Genomic DNA, 19,235 nt, shown 5'->3' with positions numbered 1-19,235 from the left:
TCGAGCGCAAGCGCTCCCCCGCCTGGAAGACAAAACAATTCTTATTTGGGTCCCGAACGCGAGGATCCGCCTGGCTCTTCGCCCGCTCGCTCAGCATCCGGCTTCCGGGGCTCTGCCCCCGAGGGGGCCTCTTCGGGCCTCCGCGCACCTTGACAGTTGCATAGCGTTTAGTGACAAATGATCTTTTTCCCCGGCGGCCCTCGGGCGGCCGGGACGAAGCATCATTCACGATCGCAAGAGTATCGAGTATTCGATACCCGAAACCTGAGTTAAGAGAAGAAGATATTAAGGGCGCACGGCGGATGCCTTGGCACAGGAAGTCGATGAAGGACGCGGCAAGCTGCGATAAGCTTCGGGGAGGCGCAAACGGCCATCGATCCGAAGATCTCCGAATGGGGGAACCCGGCCAGGGTCATGCCTGGCCATCCCCGCCTGAATCAAATAGGGCGGGAGAAGGCAACCCGGGGAACTGAAACATCTAAGTACCCGGAGGAAGAGAAATCAACCGAGATTCCGGTAGTAGCGGCGAGCGAAACCGGACCAGCCCAAACCCATGCACGTGTAAGCGTAAGGGCGTTGCTGCATGAGGGGTTGTGGGACCACACACTCCATGGGCCTTATACCATGGACGGAGTTACAAAGCTGCGCGGAAGCGGAACGGCCTGGGAAGGCCGGCCGGAGCGGGTGAGAGCCCCGTACGCGAATCCCCGCAGCCTCCGAGTGAGGCACCCGAGTAGCGCCGGGCACGTGAAACCCGGTGCGAAGCAGGGGGGACCACCCTCCAAGGCTGAACACTCTCCTGTGACCGATAGCGAACCAGTACCGTGAGGGAAAGGTGAAAAGCACCCCGAGAGGGGAGTGAAACAGTACCTGAAACCGTGCGCCTACAAGCAGTCGGAGCCCCCGAGCGGGGTGACGGCGTGCCTTTTGTAGAATGAGCCAGCGAGTTGCGGTATGCGGCGAGGTTAAGCTTTTAAGCGAGCCGCAGTGAAAGCGAGCCTTTAAGATGGCGTTTTAGTCGCATGCTGCAGACGCGAAGCCGGGTGAGCTATCCATGGGCAGGCTGAAGCGGGGGTAAGACCCCGTGGAGGGCCGAACCCACTTCGGTTGAAAACGGAGGGGATGACCCGTGGATAGGGGTGAAAGGCCAATCAAACCCGGAGATATCTCGTTCTCCCCGAAATAGCTTTAGGGCTAGCCTCGGCCGTTCTCCGACGGCGGTAGAGCACTGGATCGTCGAGGGGGCTTCACCGCCTACCGACACGAACCAAACTCCGAATGCCGTCGGATCAGAGGCCGGGAGTCAGAACATGTGGGCTAAGCTGTGTGTTCGAAAGGGAAACAGCCCAGACCGCCTGCTAAGGTCCCCAAGTTTATGCTGAGTGGCAAAGGATGTGCGTTTGCCTAGACAACCAGGATGTTGGCTTAGAAGCAGCCATGCATTTAAAGAGTGCGTAACAGCTCACTGGTCAAGTGGACATGCGCCGACAATTCACGGGGCTAAGCATAACACCGAAGCAGCGGACTAATTCATATTAGTGGTAGGGGAGCTTTCCCCGCAGCGGAGAAGCCGAGAGGGCGACCCTCGGTGGAGCGCGGGGAAGTGAGAATGCTGGCATGAGTAACGAGAGCGGCGCGAGAAACGCCGCCGCCGTAAGCCTAAGGGTTCCTGGGCAAGGCTAATCCTCCCAGGGTCAGTCGGGAGCTAAGGCGAGGCCGAGAGGCGTAGCCGATGCACAACAGGCGGACATTCCTGTACCGCCGATGGACCGTTGTACCGACGGGGTGACGGAGAAGGGTAGCCGAGCGGGGTTCTGGACGTCCCCGTGAAAGCGCGTAGGGCGATGCGCATGGAAATCAGCGCATCATGCAGCCTGAGACGCGAGACGAAAGCTTATGCTGAAGTCGGCGAGCCCATGCTTCCGAGAAAAACCTCTAGGAAGGGACATCGGCGCCCGTACCAAAACCGACACAGGTGGGCAGGTAGAGCATACCGAGGCGATCGGGAGAACCATGGTTAAGGAACTCGGCATACTGACTCCGTAACTTCGGGAGAAGGAGTGCCCCTGGCGGTGACGGGACTTGCTCCCCGAGCGGCCGGGGGTCGCAGCGAAACGGCCCAAGCGACTGTTTATCAAAAACACAGGACTCTGCTAAGTGGCAACACGACGTATAGGGTCTGACGCCTGCCCGGTGCTGGAAGGTTACGCGGATGGGTCAGCCTCACGGCGAAGCTCTGAAGCCAAGCCCCAGTAAACGGCGGCCGTAACTATAACGGTCCTAAGGTAGCGAAATTCCTTGTCGGGTAAGTTCCGACCTGCACGAATGGCGTAACGATTTGGGCGCTGTCTCAACCATGGACCCGGTGAAATTGTATTATTCGTGAAGATGCGAATTACCTGCGGAAGGACGGAAAGACCCCGTGAACCTTTACTGCAGCTTGACATTGATCGTTGGCTCGGCGCGTAGAGGATAGGCAGGAGGCTTCGAAGCCCGGGCGCCAGCTCGGGTGGAGCCGGCCTTGGAATACTGCCCTCGTCGCGTTGGCGATCTAACCCCCGGCCGTGATCCGGCGGGGGGACCGTGTCAGGCGGGTAGTTTGACTGGGGCGGTCGCCTCCTAAAATGTAACGGAGGCGCGCAAAGGTCCGCTCAGAACGGTTGGCAATCGTTCGCAGAGCGCAAGAGTACAAGCGGGCTTGACTGCGAGGCCCACAAGCCGAGCAGAGACGAAAGTCGGTTCTAGTGATCCGGCGGCACAGAGTGGAATGGCCGTCGCTCAACGGATAAAAGGTACTCCGGGGATAACAGGCTGATCTTGCCCAAGAGTCCACATCGACGGCAAGGTTTGGCACCTCGATGTCGGCTCATCGCATCCTGGGGCTGAAGTCGGTCCCAAGGGTATGGCTGTTCGCCATTTAAAGCGGTACGCGAGCTGGGTTCAGAACGTCGTGAGACAGTTCGGTCCCTATCCTCCGCAGGCGCAAGAGGATTGAGGAGGTCTGCCCCTAGTACGAGAGGACCGGGGTGGACGGACCTCTGGTGCAGCAGTTGTCGACCAACGGCACGGCTGCCTAGCTACGTCCGGCACGGATAACCGCTGAAAGCATCTAAGTGGGAAGCCGTCTCCAAGATGAGTCCTCTTTCCGGTAAGGGCCCTCGCAGACCACGAGGTCGATAGGCCGCAGCTGCAAGGCGCGCGAGCGCTTCAGGCGAGCGGTACTAATAGCCCGAGCTCTTCTTCGCAAACACATTCTCGGTTTCGCGACCGTGAAGTCACGAGCGCTGTGCAACCGCCAGGGTGGCGCGGAGGGTCCGCGGCCGCCGGGCGGGGCCATATGAGGCCCGCGCGGGAACGCCCTGCGCGAGCGCGACCATGGAGGCAGGGATCACCCGGTCCCATTCCGAACCCGGCAGTTAAGCCTGCCATCGCCGAAAGTACTGCGGGGTCAGCCCGTGGGAGGACAGGACGTCGCGCTCGCCCAGGGCGTTTCCGTTTCCGCCGAGAGGCCCGAGGGGCCCCCGATCCGGCCAGGATCGGGGGCCCTTTTCCTTTGCGCCGGGCCCCTCAGCGGGCGCGCCGCGCCCGGAGGGCGCGGGCGGCGACCGACCGATGCGGTTCCGCCTTCGGCACGATTCTTGCCTGATATATGTTGACAACATACATGCTAGAGGAGTATAGATGTTGTTAGCATATAGAGGTACTGAAGACTTACAGCTCGGCAAATTCGAACCAGCGATTCCGTTTGTCGGAAATCGCCATCAAGCCATTGACGATGTCCGATCGTATTGCTCACGGGGGCTGGATTGTCGTACGGGCTCGATGAAAAGTATTACTACGCGAGCACGATCAAGGGACAGTACGTCGTGGCGATTAACAAGCACTACCCCTGGCTGCTTGATTCCTGGTCCGGAAAGATGTACGACACGATCAGCGTTTCGAGCAACGAAGCCTATGCCTATTTGCGGCACTCGGTTGGCGATCGTCCGCTCGAGAATCTGAACGACGAGACACAGCAGTCCTTATCTTATGGTGGTGATGTCCACTCAATCGCATTATGAACCCTAGTACATGTCGACGCTAATGAGTGCACTCGATAAAACCCATGAAGATCTGTGTGATGCAGTTCTAAATGACTTCGTACCGAAGCGCACGCCTTGTGGTGTGCGCTTCGGTTTCCGGCGAGTGTCGCTCATGCGTTCTTTGCAAGGGTGAATAAGCCATTCGGGTATAATAGGCGATGGAAAAACGACACGTGCGATAGGGGAGCTATGCTTGTTTCCATTGTTGTGCCCGTATACAACGTTGAGCGGTATTTGCGCGAATGTCTCGATAGCTTACGCGCCCAGACGCTCGAAGATATCGAGATTGTTTGCGTAGATGACGGCTCGACCGATGGCTCCCTGGCTATCTTGCGAGAATACGAGGCGGAAGACCCACGGTTCAAAGTGATTACGAAGCCCAATGCCGGCTACGGGCATACCATGAATTGCGGATTTGCCGTTGCGAGAGCCCCTTACATCGGCATCCTTGAGTCGGATGATTTTTGCAAACCGGATATGTGCGAGAAGCTTTATCTTCTGGCAGCTGGAAACGATCTTGACTTAGTGCGCTGCGACATTGATCTTTACTGGTCAGAGCCAGATGAACGCCGCAAGCGTGCTCGCTATTGCCTTTCCGATGGTCTGCGCGAGGTGTTCGACCCTCGCGACCGACCCGAATGTTTCCGGCTTCCTCCGGCATTGTGCTGCATGCTTGTTCGAAAAGCGCTTGTGCACGACAACGGGCTCTTCTTTTCTGAAACGCCCGGTGCGTCCTATCAGGATACCGCGTTCAGTTTCAAGCTTTGGGCATGTGCTCGACGAGCTATGGCCGTCGACGATGCCTACATCTCTTATCGGCAGGACAACGAGTCCAGTTCTATTAACCAAAGAGGCAAGATTCAATGCGTGCCAAGCGAATACCGCGAAATCGAGCGCTTTATTGCAAGTGACGAGAAGCGATTCTCTTCACTTCGGCCTGTTGTTGCGGCTCGTAAGTTCAGCGCGTATATCTGGAACTACCGACGGATTGATGAAGCTTGCCATGAAGAATTTGCTAGGCAGATGGCTGACGAACTCTCTCAAGCGCAAGAAGATCACCTTCTCAACCCTGATTTCTACAGCTCTGAAGAGTGGAGCGACTTGCAGCTTTTGTTGCGAGATGATAAGCGTTTTATCGAACGTATGGATAATTGGAATGATGGGGCAGTTCGCCGATTTCATTTGCGCTCGCGGATTTTTCGCAAAATCGGAATGGCTTCGCTCTCATGAGCCGTTCGTCATATCAGGATAGAAATGCAAATCGCATAGCGTAAGGGCGGACAAACGCGCTAGGGGGATTCTTGACCGCGTCGTATCGGCTGCCAAGAGCCCTTGCGTATCTGGTTGCATCGTTGCTTATGGGGTTGTCTGTCGGGCTTGCCAATGGTTTTATCGTCGCGCTTGATCACGAATCCTCTGAGCCGTTTCCCGAATTGAGCTTGGGAGGGTTTGATGGGAACTCGCTTGGGTTCTCCTTGGCGATAGCCGCGCTCCTGTACCTGCTGCTCTGCTGCGCCGATCGAGGCTTTGCAAGCAAATCGACCCCCTCTTCGTTTTCTGCCTGGATCGATAAAAATCTGCTGCACAGCATTTTGAGAATCATGCTTGTGATAGGGATTGCCTGGTTGCCTATCATCATCATTCTGTATCCAGGCATTGTGTACCATGATACGGAATTTCAGCTGATTCAATTCTTTGGGAACGAAAATTTGAATGTGTACAGCGGGGCTCCGGATCCTGAGGTGCCGAAGATCACCGACCACCATCCGATCATGACTACACTGCTCTTCAGCTTCTTCGCTTGGCTAGGTGGTTTCTTGGGAGGAGCATACAACGGCCTGTTTTTGTACGCGCTTTTTCAGGCGACCCTTTTGGCGGCTTCTCTTGCCTGGATGATCAAATTCTTGAGATCGGAGATTCGGGTTAAGCCGGCTTTCTGCGGAGCATGTCTTATGTTCTGCGGTCTGATGCCCTTGTTTCCAATCTATGCCGTTTCAATATCGAAAGACGCTATCTTTGCGCCCTTTTTCGTTCTCTTCTCTGTGCTTTACTGTTGGCTAATGCTGACGCGGGGTCAGATTCTTTCCGATAAGCGCACGCTTGCGCTGTTTTGCACAACGTGTTTGGGCTTTGTTGCGACGAAGAAGCTCGGGATTTATCTTCTGCTCATTTGCCTCATTATTGCGTTGGCGTACTGTCGGAAGGGTCGTTTGGCGGTGGCTGCAAGCGGCGCTCTCTCGGCGTTTGCGGTGCTCGTCTTTATCCCGGTTGTTGTTTTTCCCCTAGTGGGTGGTGGTTCTGGTAGCTCGCGGGAAATGTTTTCTGTTCCGTTTGCCCAAACAGCCTGGTATGTTTCGGAGTACCCTGAAGACGTAACGGATTCGGAAAAGGATGTAATCGACGAAGTCCTGGGCTATGACAGCCTTCCCGACAGATATGCGCCTGAAACGGCTGATTTCGTGAAAGGTTCAGCAAAGATCGAAGGCAAGGTCGCCGAATATGCCCGTGTGTACATCGCTGAGGGGTTGCGACATCCTCTCACTTACCTACGCGCTTTTTTGGCTTTAGAGGCGGGATTTGTGAGTACGAAGGATGGTTTCTCGCCGCTTTCGCTATCGGTTGCAATTGCGGGTCTCGATACTCAGGCTTTGCCGGACATATATTATAAACCCGAGGCCTTGGAATGGCCGGCATACTATATCGGCGAGTTTGCTTCTTCTGCCCACGAGATTCCGTTGTTGGGGATTCTGTTCTCCAAAGGACTGTACGCTTTTCTGGCCCCTCTGTGCGCCGTGTTGATTCTCGTAGTGCGCGACCGGAGAAAACTCATAACCTTGCTTCCGTATATTGGATTTGCAGCATTGCTTTACCTGAGCCCCATATCGACTGAGTACAATTCCGGTCGATACGTGTTTCCTTTGCTGTGCGCGTTTCCCTTGTTACTCGGCGTGATCGTGCGGGCTGTCGATAATGGAAAACCGACGAAAGGCGACTGCGAGCTGCTCGCTTAGCAAGAAGCTCGCAGTCGGATTAGTCACCCATACTTTTGTATGCGGCGCACACGTCTTTCGCGCTGCCCTGCATGCGCATGTGCCCCTTTTCAATCCATACGGCTTTTTCGCAAAGGCTTTCGACTTGGTTGATGCTATGGGAGACGAACAGCAACGTTGTCCCGTGCTCCTTTACGAGGTTGTTGATCCGATCTTCGCATTTCTTCTGGAACAAGAAGTCACCCACTGAAAGCGCCTCGTCGACGATCAGAATGTCAGGGGTCGTTGCGGTTGCAATGGCGAAAGCGATGCGGGCGACCATGCCGCTTGAGTAATTCTTCAGCGGCATGTCGATGAAGTCGCCAATTTCTGCAAAGGCGACGATATCGTCGAAGCTCTCCTCGATGAATGCTTTGCTATAGCCGAGAAGGGAGCCGTTCAGATAGATGTTTTCGCGTGCCGTCAGCTCGGGATCGAAACCGGCACCGAGCTCGATGAGGGGTGCAATGGTTCCATTGATCTCGCATGATCCTTTCGAAGGCTCCAAAACGCCCGCTATGATCTTGAGCAAGGTGCTTTTTCCGGAGCCATTTGTTCCGACGATGCCATACACATCGCCTTTGTTGATGGTGATGGTGATGTCTTCGAGCGCAGTGAATTCTTTGAAGAACAGCTCTCGTCGCATGATTTTGATGAAGTATTCCTTCAAACTGTTCAGCTGCTCGTTCGCGATATTGAATACCATGCTGACATGGTCGACTTTGATAACAGGCTGGTTCATAGCGGTCCGCCTTACACGTACAAGATGAATTTATGCTCGAGCTTGCGAAAAACGAACAAGCCGACAATGAGAGTTGCCACGGCCATGCCAAGGCATATCAGATTCTCTATGACGCCGGGGTTGGTGTTCCACATCATTATGTCGCGGAAGTACGTAACATAATGATACATGGGATTGAAAGCCATGGCCTGCTGCATCCAGTCGGGAAGCATATCGAAGGGGTAAAACAGGGGAGTGGCATACGTCCATGCTGTTACGATGACGCCCCAGAGATGAATCGTGTCCCGAAAAAACACTGCGAGCGCAGCCAGAAGAAGCCCAACTCCTGAACAGAAGATCACCATGTACATTAGAAGAAGCGGCAGGAAGAAAAGATTCGTCGTGGGCGCTACCTGATAGTACAACATTACGGCCGCCACGGCCACGAGCGATATGGCGAAGTTCAAAAGCTCGAACAAAATCTTCTCGACGGGGAAGATCGATTTTTCGACCCGGATCTTCTTGATGAGCGGTGCTGCTTCTATGATGGAGGTCATTGAAGCCGAGGTGGAGCGGGACATCATGTCGAAGAGGATAGTTCCTAGAATGAGGTACAGGGGGTAGTTCACGATGGTGAAGCGAAACATGAAGCTGAAAACGGCAGTGAGCACGAGCATCATGAGCAGCGGATTGAGCACGCTCCAGAGGACGCCGAGCACGGAGCGGCGATATTTTAATTTGAAATCCTTCGTGACGAGGGATTCGAGTATGAACAAGTTGTGCTTCCAGGACTTCGTTTGAACTGCTTCGGTGGCCATGATCGACTTCTCCTAGCCTTCTAGAACTTGCTTCTGCCATTCGTTAAATCGCAGAAGGATGGGATTAAGACCCAAGAGTTTGCCGTTTGTCTTGCGATGGAACTTTACAAACCTTGTTGCGACCTCGGAATGATGGTAGATTTCGGGCCATTGCGAGAGCGCTCGATCAAATTCAGTGAAGTCGTCCGCATCGCTGCACCATTCCCCGACGATCATGTAATGCGTTTTGGTGATGGGTATGATCAGGTTGTTGATGACGTAGCTTCGCTTTGCGGGCGAGAGCTCCGGATGGGCTTTCAGATACGAGAGAACGTTGCCGATGATCTTTTGGTGATCCTTCTGGTTTTTGATAAAGGATGACTTGCTGATTGATTGCCCATCGCGCCCGATGAAGTATCGGTATACGTTGAGCGGGCGGTACGTGATAGTAGTGGCGTTGACGATGGAGTACAAGTCGAACTCGACATCGACGTAGAAGCAATGTTCGGAGAGGGAGAATCCGGTTTTTTGCAGCATGCTCGTCTTGAAGCAACCTGTTGCGATGATTGGGCCGAATTCGCTGAAGCCGTAAGCGCCCGTGCAGACATCGTCGAAGCGATACTGGAGCCCTGGAACCATGAAATCGTAGAGATGCTGGGGGATGAGCTCGCTCGGGATCGCCTTGTCTTCTGAGTAGTCCATAACGACGATATCGGACGTTTCTTCCTTCAAGACATCGAGAAGTCGTTCGAGCTCCTTCGTGTCGAACCAGTCGTCCGCATCCATGACCTTGAAATAGGTGCCGACGGCCTGCTCAAGGCCGGCGTTGATGGTCGAGCCGTGGCCGCCGTTTTCCTTGTCGATAAGCTTGATAATCGGCGCTTTGGGGTCGTTGTACGTCTCCATGAGCTGCCGGGCGATCTGCGCGGTGTCGTCTTTCGACCCGTCGTTCACGATGACGATGTCTAGGAGGTCGGCATGTTCCTGATTCATGAGCGTAGATACGCCATGAGAAAGGTAGTCGGATACGTTATAGGAAGGTATGACGATCGAGAGGACGGGCTGCGATGCTTGCGGTCTGGGGCGAATTTGCTGACGACGTGTCTGGGGACGTCGTATGAGCTCGAGTTCGAGTGCCGTCGTTTTGTCGGTGCCGCACATCGCGACGGTTTTGTCATGGCACGCTTGGCAGCACTCAATGAAGTAATCAGGATCGTTGTACATGCGCTCGATGATGTCGGCATGCTCGAGATAATTGTCGGGTTCGGCGAGTAAGCCCTTGTCGTTTGGCAAGAAGTGCTCGGTGGCATCGATGCTCGAGCTCACGACCGCCATGCCCGACATAGCCGCCTCTCCTGCGGACACTCCCTGGGAATCGTAGCGCGTCGGAAACAGGGCGATGCCGTTCTCTTGGTGCGCCCGCGCGATTTCAGAATGCGTGAGAAAGTAGGGGTTGAGGTGCACGTTGTCAAACGCTCGAAGCGGCTCTACCAGCTGTTGGTAGAAGTCTCCCGTTCCGTATACGTTGAATTCCATGTCATCGAAGCAGGGGCGTCTGCTCAACTCGATGATGGTCCTCACGCACGTGTCGATCGCGTAGGAGGAGAGGTTGTCGAACCTGCGGAGTATGAGGATCTTTTTCCGCAGATCGGGATCTTTTTCATGGTAGGGGAACATCGTTTCGTCCACGACGTTCGGTATGACATGAGCTCGATTGAATGTGATGCCTATGTCCTCTTCGCTGTGCAATTTTTGTATCTCGGATATAAATACCCAGTTCACAAGAGGATTATCGTTGTACCGTTTGATTACTTCGTCCTTGAGCCGATACTGGTCGATTTGCTCTTGCGAGAGCTTTGGCTGCCGCTCGAAGTACGGTGCGGCGTATTTCGGGGATTCCCAGTAGCGGGTTTCCGGATTATGGCACCAGAGATAGAGCTCTGCCCCATGGAGGTCGCAGGAGTCGAAGACGAGTGCGATCTTCGGGTCGAAGAAGTGAACCAGAATCTTGGAGTACTGCTTTCTGCGCAAGATCGTGCGAAGGTTGACATGCGAGGTTCTGAGCACTTCTATCCCCTCGTGCTCGTACCTGCATGCCCCCGCTCCGCTTTGGCAGCAAATCGTTTCAAACGAAAGACCATGCTCTCGATACGAGCGAAGGCGCGAATGGACAAAGCCGCACAGATACTTGTTCTCCGGCGCAGGGTAATCGGGCGTGACCACAAGGATGTCGCTCGAGGGACTTGAGAGAAGGAATTCGTCCTTAGCCTGCTCCTCATCGAAGAAATCGACGCAGAGCTTTTCGATGCGCGCTTCGGAGTGGGGAGCGAGCTTGAGGGTGGAGACGGGATCGACGTCGCCGCTGTATTGAAATACCGAGCGCGAATTGAGCGACGCTCGACCCGATGTCGTGAACACATCGGACTCGTCGTCGCCTCCTTGGAGAAATGCAGGGGCATTTCCCTTCGTTACTTCACCGGAAAACGAAACGAAGCCGAATTTCCCTTGAGGCGTGAACCTGTCCTTCAGGGTGATTTTCTGGGTCTCATCGCTTTCGTTGCGCACGATGAGGGCGTTGTCTGCGACGGCTGCATGTGCGGCTGCGCAGGACGTAACCCATTCCTTGGTGAGGAGGTTGTAAGTGTCCATATATTCCTTTGCTGTTTCGTGTGGTTTGCGGCCAGGTGACTAGTCGCCGAACAGTTCGCGGCACGTTGCGAGGGCGGATTTGACCGTATCCTGCATGTCGTAGTAACGGTATTCTCCGAGTCGCCCTCCGAAGAGCACTTTTGATTCCTTGCGGGAAAGCGAGAAGTATCTCTCGTACTTCTCGCGATTCAGGGAGTCTTCCATAGGATAGTAGGGCTCCGTACCCGGCTCCCAGTGCTGGGGGAATTCTCGGGAGATGATCGAGGGGCCTTGCGTGCCGAATTCGAAATGCTTGTGCTCGATTATCCGCGTGTACGGGGTTGCGACGTCGGTGAAGTTCATAACGGCGATGCCTTGGTAGTTACTTGAGTCAACGCGCTCGTGTTCGAAGCGGAGGCTGCGGTACTCGAGCGGGCCGAAGCGGTAGTCGAAGTATGAATCGATCGTACCCGTGTAGACGATCGATTCGGCGAGGGAGTCGTAAGCCGCTTTGTCGAGTAGGTAATCGGAGCCCAGCTCGATGTCGCATCCCTCGAGCATCTTCTCGAAGATAGCCGTGTATCCTCCGACAGGTATTCCCTGATATCGATCGTTGAAGTAGTTGTTGTCGTAGGTGAAGCGAAGGGGGATTCTCCTCATGATGGACGCCGGCAGTTCAGAGCAGGGTCTTCCCCATTGCTTTTCCGTATAGCCCTTCACCAGCTTCTCATAGATGTCGCGCCCTGCAAGATTCAGAATGTGTTCCTCGAGGTTCTGCGGCTCTTCGCGCCGCACGCGCTGCGACTCGATCTTCGCCTTTGCTTGATCGGGGGTGACGACGCCCCAAAGCGCATGGAACGTGTTCATGTTAAACGGCAGATTGTAAAGCTCACCGTGAAAATTGGCGACGGGCGAGTTGACGAAGTTGTTGAATTCGCAGAACTGCTCCATGTAGCGCCAAACGTTGAGCGAACTTGTGCGGAATATGTGCGCGCCATAGGAGTGGACATTGATGCCCTCAATGCGTTTTGTATAGCAGTTTCCGCCGATATGGTCTCGTTTTTCGAGGACGAGGACCCTCTTTCCGCGAGCGCGCGCCTCGTGCGCGATGATGGCTCCGAACAGGCCGCTTCCAACAACTAGAAGGTCGTACTTTTTCACAATACCCTCGCTATCAAAGCTGAGAACAGATAGCGGTTATTATACTCCAGATGCGTGCAGTCCTCTTTTGCTCACAATTTCGCTGGGGGAATTACATAAACGATCAAGCAAGGTCATTCTTGTTCGGTGGTCTGCTCGCTCCGATGGCGTGCGAGTTTCGACATGAGAGCGCTCGGGATGTACAGCAGCGTGGTGCCGAGCCTAAAGGAGTGTGACTGCAGGAGCTCGTCGAGCTCGTGCCGAGCGACGGCGATTTCGGCCTCGAGCAGCTTTTCGTACGTTTCATGCTCCCTTGTTTCTGCAGTAAGCTGCTCGATTCGGCCATCCCGGTACGCGATCGCCTCGTCGCGATCCGAGAGAGAATCAAGCAGGAAGGAGGTCGGAGATCCTGAGCAGATGTTGCGGTGCGTCATTTCGTAATGGGGATAAAGGAAAAGGAGGTCGTCGCTTTCTTGAAGTTGGTTTTTCCATCCCGTGCACGCTTCGAACGCGTTTTCCAGAGAGACGGCGTCCGGCATAAGGCTCAGAACGCTCCAGCAGTGGTAGAGGAATAGGTTGGAGAGCGCCTTGCGATACGTTTCGTACATTCCGCGCGAGACGATCCTGTCTCGCAGCTCGTCCATAGCTCTTACGAGCTCGCTCATCATTTCGGCACCCAGATTTGCTCCGGTGTCTGGTTTGTCCTGGTTGTATCGGTAGAAGCGTCCTTCGAGAATCGCGATGCGATCGGTTTGGACGAAGGCGGAATAGGTGAACAGAAGGTCCTCGGCAATGCGATGGCCGGTGAAGCGGGCATCGATCTTCTCTAGGAAGGTCCGTTTGAACATTTTGGTGCAAACGCTCGGATTCGTGAAAAGAAAGGCTGCAATTCCGGCCTCCTTGCACGAAAAGGGCTCGGTGATGCCAGGGGGCAAGAGGGATGGGTTGAGCGAGAACGGGAGATCCTCCTCGGTGCCGTTCGAAGGATGCCAGAGCGTGATCGGGCAGCAGCAGATGTCAGCATCCGTTTCGAGGCAGTGCGCATGGATCTTGCCAAGGGCGTCTGGGCTTATGGTGTCGTCCGAATCGAGAAACGAGACGTAGTCGCCCCGTGCAGCTTCGATCCCCTTGTTGCGCGTCGGGCCCGCCCCTAGGTTTTGATCGTTGATGAGGAGTTTGAACCGACCGTCTCGTTGCACAAACGACTCGACTACGCGTGCGGATCCGTCGATCGAGGCATCGTCGATGCAGATCACCTCGATGTCCTCCAAGTCTTGCCGCGCAACGCTTTCCAGGCATTGATCCAGATAGGCCTCTGCGTTGTGCACGGGAATGACGACGCTCACGCTCGGTCTGCTGTTCAAAAGGCTCATGCGATCCCCTGACTCTCTGTCGGCCTTCGTTTGACGATGTCCATTATAGATGAGGATGCTCGTGGCGGCGCTTGTATTTGCTCTCAGCGAGCAGGCGGCTGGGGTGACCGCTCGCTTGCGGCTCGTCTGGATACTTTCGTCTTTTCTCAGGGCACGCGAGATTGCTATGGGATAATACGGTGCATTCCAAGGATCGATTGTTCCAAAAGGGGGCAACATGGCTCTTTTCCGAAAAGTCAGCGCACGTCGTCTCGCCGCGCTGTTCGCGCTTGCGACGCTCGCATCGCTTGCGAGCGCTTCCTCGGCTTGGGCGACGGCTGACGACCAGAAAAGCATGGCTACCGAAGAGGAGGTGGCCGCAGCGCTCGTTTCAGGGGAGATCAAAACGGAGCTTCCTGCGGACGGGGCGAGCGAGGGCGGCCAGGATGGGCTCTCGGCACGTTCCGTGACGAACAAGCGGATCAAGTCGATCTACGGCACCACCCAGTACGACACCGCCGCCAAGGAGGCGCTGCACGCCTACTCGAAGGCCTCCACCGTCATCGTCGCGAGCGGCGAGAGCTACGTGGACGCCCTGTCGGCCACCTCCCTCGCCGGGGCGCTGGGATGCCCCATCCTCCTGACCTCGCGCACCTCGCTGCCCGACTCGACCGCCGCGGCGATCCGCTCGCTGTCCCCCTCGGAGATCATCGTCGTCGGCGGCCCGGGCGTGGTCTCCGAGGGCGTGTGCGCCGATCTCGGGGACCTCGCCCCCCAGGTCTCGCCGCTCTACGGCACCACGGGCTGCGACACGCAGATCGAGATATACGAATACGGCCTCTCCCGCTCGCTGTGGGACCCCGAGGGCCGCGTCATCGTCGCGTCGGGATCGGTCGCCCCGGGCTGCTTCGCCGACGCGCTTTCGGCCTCCCCGGTCGCCTTCAAGCTCAAGATCCCCGTGTTCATCACGGCCGAGTCGGGAAAGCTGCCCGAGAAGTCCCTCGAGACCCTGCTCGATGGCCGGGCGAAGCAAGCCATCATTGCCGGAGGAACGGGCGTCGTTTCTGCCGAGACCGAAGGTGAGCTCGAAGCTATAACGGTCGATGCAGGAGGGTCCGCCAACGTCGTGCGCAGATGGGGCGAAACGCTCTACGACACTTCGGCGGACTTAGCAACGTGGGCTGTCGAGAATGGCATTCTCAAATGGGACGATGCCGCATTCGCGACAGGAAAACTGCCCTACGACGCCCTCGCTGGCAGCGTCGTGCAGGGAAAAGAGGGTTCGGTTTTGCTGATAGCCGATCCGGGGCGCACCGCGACCGCCGATGTTCTGGCCAGGCAGTCGATTTCGACCTACAAGTATTTCGGGGGAAGCGCGTTGTTCGACAACGCCTTCAAAGTCCAAGTCGCCTACAAGACGAACATGCCCTTGTACGAGATCGATGGGCTCGTGGTGTACGTCGATGCGGGGCACGGATGGGACAGCTCCAACAACAACGTGTTCGACTGGGGTGCGTCGGGCAACGGCTTGGTCGAGTTCAATTTGACGAAAGAGCTTGCGGGCAAGGTGGCAACAACGTTGAGGAGCGTGTACGGGGTGACCGCGTATGTGAACGACGACGGCGGCTATTATGCATACCGTCAGGCTGAGGCCCATGCGATGAACGCGGGGGTCCTCGTCTCGATCCACTTCAACGCCAGCGGGGGTCGAGGAACCGAAAGCTATATCCACTCCTACAATGCAGCTCCCGGGGCTTCGACGCTGCAACGTAAGACGCATTCAGCCTTGGTCTCGGGTCTCGGCATTCCTGACCGCGGGATGAAGCAGGAGGAATTCGCTGTGTGCGGAGGCGGGGTCCCCGGGGTTCTGCTCGAGGTAGCCTTCATCGACAACAAGGCGGACATGGATGCTTATGGCGCGAAGAAAGACGTTGTGGCCCGCAGCATTGCCAAAGGCATAGCCGCATGATAATAGGAAGGAACGCGCTAATGAAGAAGAGGCAAAAGATCCTGGCGTGCTTGTGCGCTGTTTCCCTAGTTGCGGCTTTGTCCCCGTGCGCCTATGCGGACGAGGTCGGATCTGTCGCGGGGGACCAGTCTGCGAATCGATCCGAGTCCCGCGAGGACGCCGAAGCGGGTGGGGACGCTTCTGGCAAAGCTTCCGATAAGGTTGAAAAAGCCGAAAGCGACGGCGCGCCGGATGAGGACGCGGAGTCCGCATCCGCATCTGCTGGAACCGATGCAGCGAAACGCGAAGGGGAAGAGCCGGCGGACTCCGTGCAGCCTGCAACAGCTGCGTCGAACGAAGGTGAGGGCGACAATGAGTCGGAGGGGGCTGTTGCCGAGGGCTCCGGGGAAGATGAGGCCGCTTCTTTCGAGGGTGCCGAGGTGTCTTCGAACGTTTCGGACAACGAGATCGCCGAGGTCCTCTCTGCTTTTGATGGCGATAGCATCGCGCTGCTGTCCGAGAACGATGCGTCCGCGCTCGCGTCCCTGAGGGTCACGAACCTCTACGGCACCACCCAGTACGACACCGCCGCCAAGGAGGCGCTGCACGCCTACTCGAAGGCCTCCACCGTCATCGTCGCGAGCGGCGAGAGCTACGTGGACGCCCTGTCGGCCACCTCCCTCGCCGGGGCGCTGGGATGCCCCATCCTCCTGACCTCGCGCACCTCGCTGCCCGACTCGACCGCCGCGGCGATCCGCTCGCTGTCCCCCTCGGAGATCATCGTCGTCGGCGGCCCGGGCGTGGTCTCCGAGGGCGTGTGCGCCGATCTCGGGGACCTCGCCCCCCAGGTCTCGCCGCTCTACGGCACCACGGGCTGCGACACGCAGATCGAGATATACGAATACGGCCTCTCCCGCTCGCTGTGGGACCCCGAGGGCCGCGTCATCGTCGCGTCGGGATCGGTCGCCCCGGGCTGCTTCGCCGACGCGCTTTCGGCCTCCCCGGTCGCCTTCAAGCTCAAGATCCCCGTGTTCATCACGGCCGAGTCGGGAAAGCTGCCCGAGAAGTCCCAGAAAGCGCTCATGCGCGGCGGGTTCAAACAAGCTGTCATCGCAGGCGGCACGGGTGTCGTTCCGCAAATAACCGAAGGCGTGCTCAACGCTGTCACGAAGAAGGGCGGCGGCAAGGTGAACGTTATACGCAAGTGGGGCACCACGCTCTACGACACCTCGGCTGCTTTGGCAAAATGGGCCGTAGAAAGCGGCATCCTCAAGTGGGATGGCGCGGCTTTCGCGACGAGCTATTCGCCCTACGACGCCCTCGCTGGCAGCGTCGTACAGGGAAAAGAGGGTTCGGTGCTCCTGATTGCCGCCGATGGAGAGACCGCTGCCGTAGGCGCTCTGAGCGCTTCGGGTGCTACGGTCTCGAGTATCAAGTTCTTCGGCGGTCCGGGCGTTATCTCTACGAGCCTTCGTACGTATATTACCGATTGCTTCTCCGGCAATGTCTCATATGAATCGGCCGGCTTGAGCTCGTCGAAGATGGCCAAGCTCGAAGGCGTTTCGGCTTCGAGCTTCGATCCTGATCGCTGGAGTTACGGTGATGACGAGTTCTACCAGTTTGCCGTGCTGAACGAGGGCTATTCCGGCGTGACCGCTGCGCAGATCGACGCGTTCATTGCGAAGAACTGCGTGTGGCAGGAGTCGGATTACGGCGTGAAGAGCAAGCTTCGGGGAACGGGCGAATATTTCGTTGCCGCTGCGAAAAAGTACAAAGTGAACGAGGTGTACCTTGTGTCTCATGCCATCCTAGAGAGCGCTTGGGGCTGCTCGACGCTCGCTCAGGGCAAAGTGAAGGGCTATGCAGGGTATCTGAACTTCTACGGCATTGGAGCCTACGATATCGATCCGTACAATGGCGGTGCCGCTTTGGCGAAGAGCGAGGGCTGGAAAACGCCGCAGGCCGCCATCGATGGGGCTGCTCGTTGGATTGCTCAGGGATCGAGCAGGTATTTGAACAATGCGTACGATCAGAACACGCTATACAAGATGCGCTGGAACTACGAGCAAGCGGCGCGCGAGGGCGCCGTCTGGAAGCAATACGCAACCGCCCAGGACTGGTCGACCGGCATCGCTTGCGTCATGGCAAACCTCTACTCCTCTGCGGGCATCAGCAAGGCGAAGACGGGGTTGAGGTTTCTCGTGCCCCTGTATTCGTAGCGAGGCGTGTTCGTGACGGAGGATAAGCAAGCTCTGCAGCCGGGTCGCGCGATGGGACGATTGGGTAAAGAGTTCTATGGGCCTAAGACGTATCGCGTGGGCAATGCTCTGCTGTGCGCTCCGCGTTATGCAAAGGATCGCGTTTCGGGGTTCTCCCGATTTGGGAAGGAGCGGTAATCATGGCTCAGAGTCCATGTGTTTCGGTCGTGGTTCCCATGTACAATGCTGAGGGCGTCGTCGAGGATTGCCTGAACAGCGTGTTGTCTCAGACGCTTTCCGATTTCGAGCTGATCTGCGTAGACGATGAGTCGACGGACGGTACCTGTTCTCTTGTGGAAACGCTCGCCGCGCGCGACGACCGCATAAGGTTTCTGAAGCAGAAAAGCTCCGGGCCCGGAGTTGCTCGCAACGCGGGTCTGGCTGCTGCTCGAGGAACGTTCGTATACTGCCTCGACGCGGACGACTTCATCGAGCGAAACATGCTCGCCTTGTGCGTGAGGGCTCTCGAAGAAACAGAATCCGATGTTGCGCTTGTAGCGTTTTGCACGTACAACGATCAATGTCGGCGTGCGTTTCCTGCGGAATGGAGCATGCGCAATGAGGACGTGTACCCCTCGTATCCATCGGGAACGTTTTCCTGGTCGACAGCGCCCGATCTTTTTTTTGAAACGGTGCAGAACGTGCCTTGGAACAAAGTGGTTCGACGCAGTCTTTTGGCGAAGCATAACATACGATTTCAAGAACTGCGATTGACCGAGGACCTCATGTACTCCCTCCCTGCTGCCGTTGCAGCCCAGCGCATCGTGCGTGTGTCGAAGCCGCTCGTCGTTCATCGGGAGTATTCAGGAACCAACGCTATGTCCGACAAAGGACGCCATCCGCTTGACTTCCTCAAGGCGTTCGATGCTTTGAAAGTCTGGCTGCATGCGGAAGGAAAGTACGATTCGCTGCGCTCGGCCTATCAGACGTGGCTTTTGGATGCGGTCTACTACAATCTTCCGACGTACAGAACCTTCGAGGGCTTCTCTTCGGCTTTCGATTTGCTGGTGTCGGACGATCTGCGTGCATTCGACTTGGCCGATATGGAGATCGAGGCTGTACGCGACCATCGACACCGCGCCGTTTTGGAGGCGCTGCGCTTAGGGTCTCGTGAGCGATTTCTTTTGGCATGCGCCAATGTCGAAGCGGCTGAGGTGGAGGAACAGAGGTGCGGGTTTCAGGATAGGCAAACATCGCTACGATGGCTCGCTAGATGCTTGCGCGATCGGATGCGGGGTTAATCGCTCTCTTGCCCCGCTGGTGGTTTCTCGCCGATCCCG

At 56.6% G+C, this 19,235-nt stretch carries 11 protein-coding genes and 2 rRNA genes; 8 read left to right on the top strand and 5 right to left on the bottom strand.

Going from position 1 to position 19,235, the window contains the following annotated elements:
* Window positions 1–275 precede the first annotated feature (275 nt).
* The 5 genes from GS424_RS11685 to GS424_RS11665 all read left to right on the top strand — a co-directional run bounded on the left by GS424_RS11685 (window position 276) and on the right by GS424_RS11665 (window position 7,093).
* A 23S ribosomal RNA gene (locus GS424_RS11685) occupies window positions 276–3,245 on the top strand.
* A 120-nt stretch (window positions 3,246–3,365) separates the two neighbouring features.
* A 5S ribosomal RNA gene (gene rrf, locus GS424_RS11680) occupies window positions 3,366–3,480 on the top strand.
* Window positions 3,481–3,866: 386 nt separating this feature from the next.
* Entirely contained in the window at window positions 3,867–4,061 is a 195-nt protein-coding gene (locus GS424_RS11675) for a hypothetical protein (RefSeq protein ID WP_160943683.1), read from the top strand.
* Between the two features lie 210 nt (window positions 4,062–4,271).
* A complete protein-coding gene (locus tag GS424_RS11670; RefSeq protein ID WP_160943684.1) occupies window positions 4,272–5,312 on the top strand; it encodes a glycosyltransferase family 2 protein in 1,041 nt (346 codons plus the stop codon).
* 71 nt (window positions 5,313–5,383) lie between these two features.
* Window positions 5,384–7,093: a DUF6020 family protein gene (locus GS424_RS11665; RefSeq protein ID WP_160943685.1), complete on the top strand. Its 1,710-nt coding sequence runs from the start codon at window positions 5,384–5,386 to the stop codon at window positions 7,091–7,093.
* A gap of 19 nt (window positions 7,094–7,112) precedes the next feature.
* On the opposite strand, the gene GS424_RS11660 is transcribed toward GS424_RS11665, so the two are convergent.
* The 5 genes from GS424_RS11660 to GS424_RS11640 all read right to left on the bottom strand — a co-directional run bounded on the left by GS424_RS11660 (window position 7,113) and on the right by GS424_RS11640 (window position 13,770).
* Window positions 7,113–7,853, bottom strand: coding sequence for an ABC transporter ATP-binding protein (locus GS424_RS11660; protein WP_160943686.1), 741 nt, complete (start codon window positions 7,851–7,853; stop codon window positions 7,113–7,115).
* 11 nt (window positions 7,854–7,864) lie between these two features.
* Window positions 7,865–8,650, bottom strand: a complete 786-nt coding sequence (locus GS424_RS11655; RefSeq protein ID WP_160943687.1) for an ABC transporter permease — start codon at window positions 8,648–8,650, stop codon at window positions 7,865–7,867.
* A gap of 12 nt (window positions 8,651–8,662) precedes the next feature.
* Window positions 8,663–11,278: a glycosyltransferase gene (locus GS424_RS11650; protein WP_160943688.1), complete on the bottom strand. Its 2,616-nt coding sequence runs from the start codon at window positions 11,276–11,278 to the stop codon at window positions 8,663–8,665.
* Between the two features lie 39 nt (window positions 11,279–11,317).
* Complete coding sequence (glf, locus tag GS424_RS11645) at window positions 11,318–12,418, bottom strand: UDP-galactopyranose mutase (RefSeq protein WP_160943689.1); 1,101 nt, start codon at window positions 12,416–12,418, stop codon at window positions 11,318–11,320.
* 113 nt (window positions 12,419–12,531) lie between these two features.
* The gene (locus GS424_RS11640) at window positions 12,532–13,770 is read right to left on the bottom strand and encodes a glycosyltransferase family 2 protein (protein ID WP_160943690.1); all 1,239 of its coding nucleotides are present in this window, start codon (window positions 13,768–13,770) and stop codon (window positions 12,532–12,534) included.
* Window positions 13,771–13,987: 217 nt separating this feature from the next.
* Between GS424_RS11640 and GS424_RS11635 the strand changes: the two genes are divergently transcribed.
* The 3 genes from GS424_RS11635 to GS424_RS11625 all read left to right on the top strand — a co-directional run bounded on the left by GS424_RS11635 (window position 13,988) and on the right by GS424_RS11625 (window position 19,196).
* On the top strand, window positions 13,988–15,718 hold the full coding sequence (locus GS424_RS11635) for a cell wall-binding repeat-containing protein (RefSeq protein ID WP_193666519.1): 1,731 nt from the start codon (window positions 13,988–13,990) through the stop codon (window positions 15,716–15,718).
* A 50-nt stretch (window positions 15,719–15,768) separates the two neighbouring features.
* Window positions 15,769–17,916: a cell wall-binding repeat-containing protein gene (locus GS424_RS11630; RefSeq protein ID WP_160943297.1), complete on the top strand. Its 2,148-nt coding sequence runs from the start codon at window positions 15,769–15,771 to the stop codon at window positions 17,914–17,916.
* A gap of 179 nt (window positions 17,917–18,095) precedes the next feature.
* Complete coding sequence (locus tag GS424_RS11625) at window positions 18,096–19,196, top strand: glycosyltransferase family 2 protein (RefSeq protein ID WP_160943298.1); 1,101 nt, start codon at window positions 18,096–18,098, stop codon at window positions 19,194–19,196.
* The last annotated feature ends 39 nt before the right edge of the window (window positions 19,197–19,235 follow it).

The sequence above is a fragment of the Eggerthella guodeyinii genome (assembly GCF_009834925.2).
Taxonomy (GTDB): domain Bacteria; phylum Actinomycetota; class Coriobacteriia; order Coriobacteriales; family Eggerthellaceae; genus Eggerthella; species Eggerthella guodeyinii.
The sequence above is the reverse complement of the archived record's forward strand: the minus strand, read 5'-3'. Positions and strand labels throughout refer to the sequence as shown.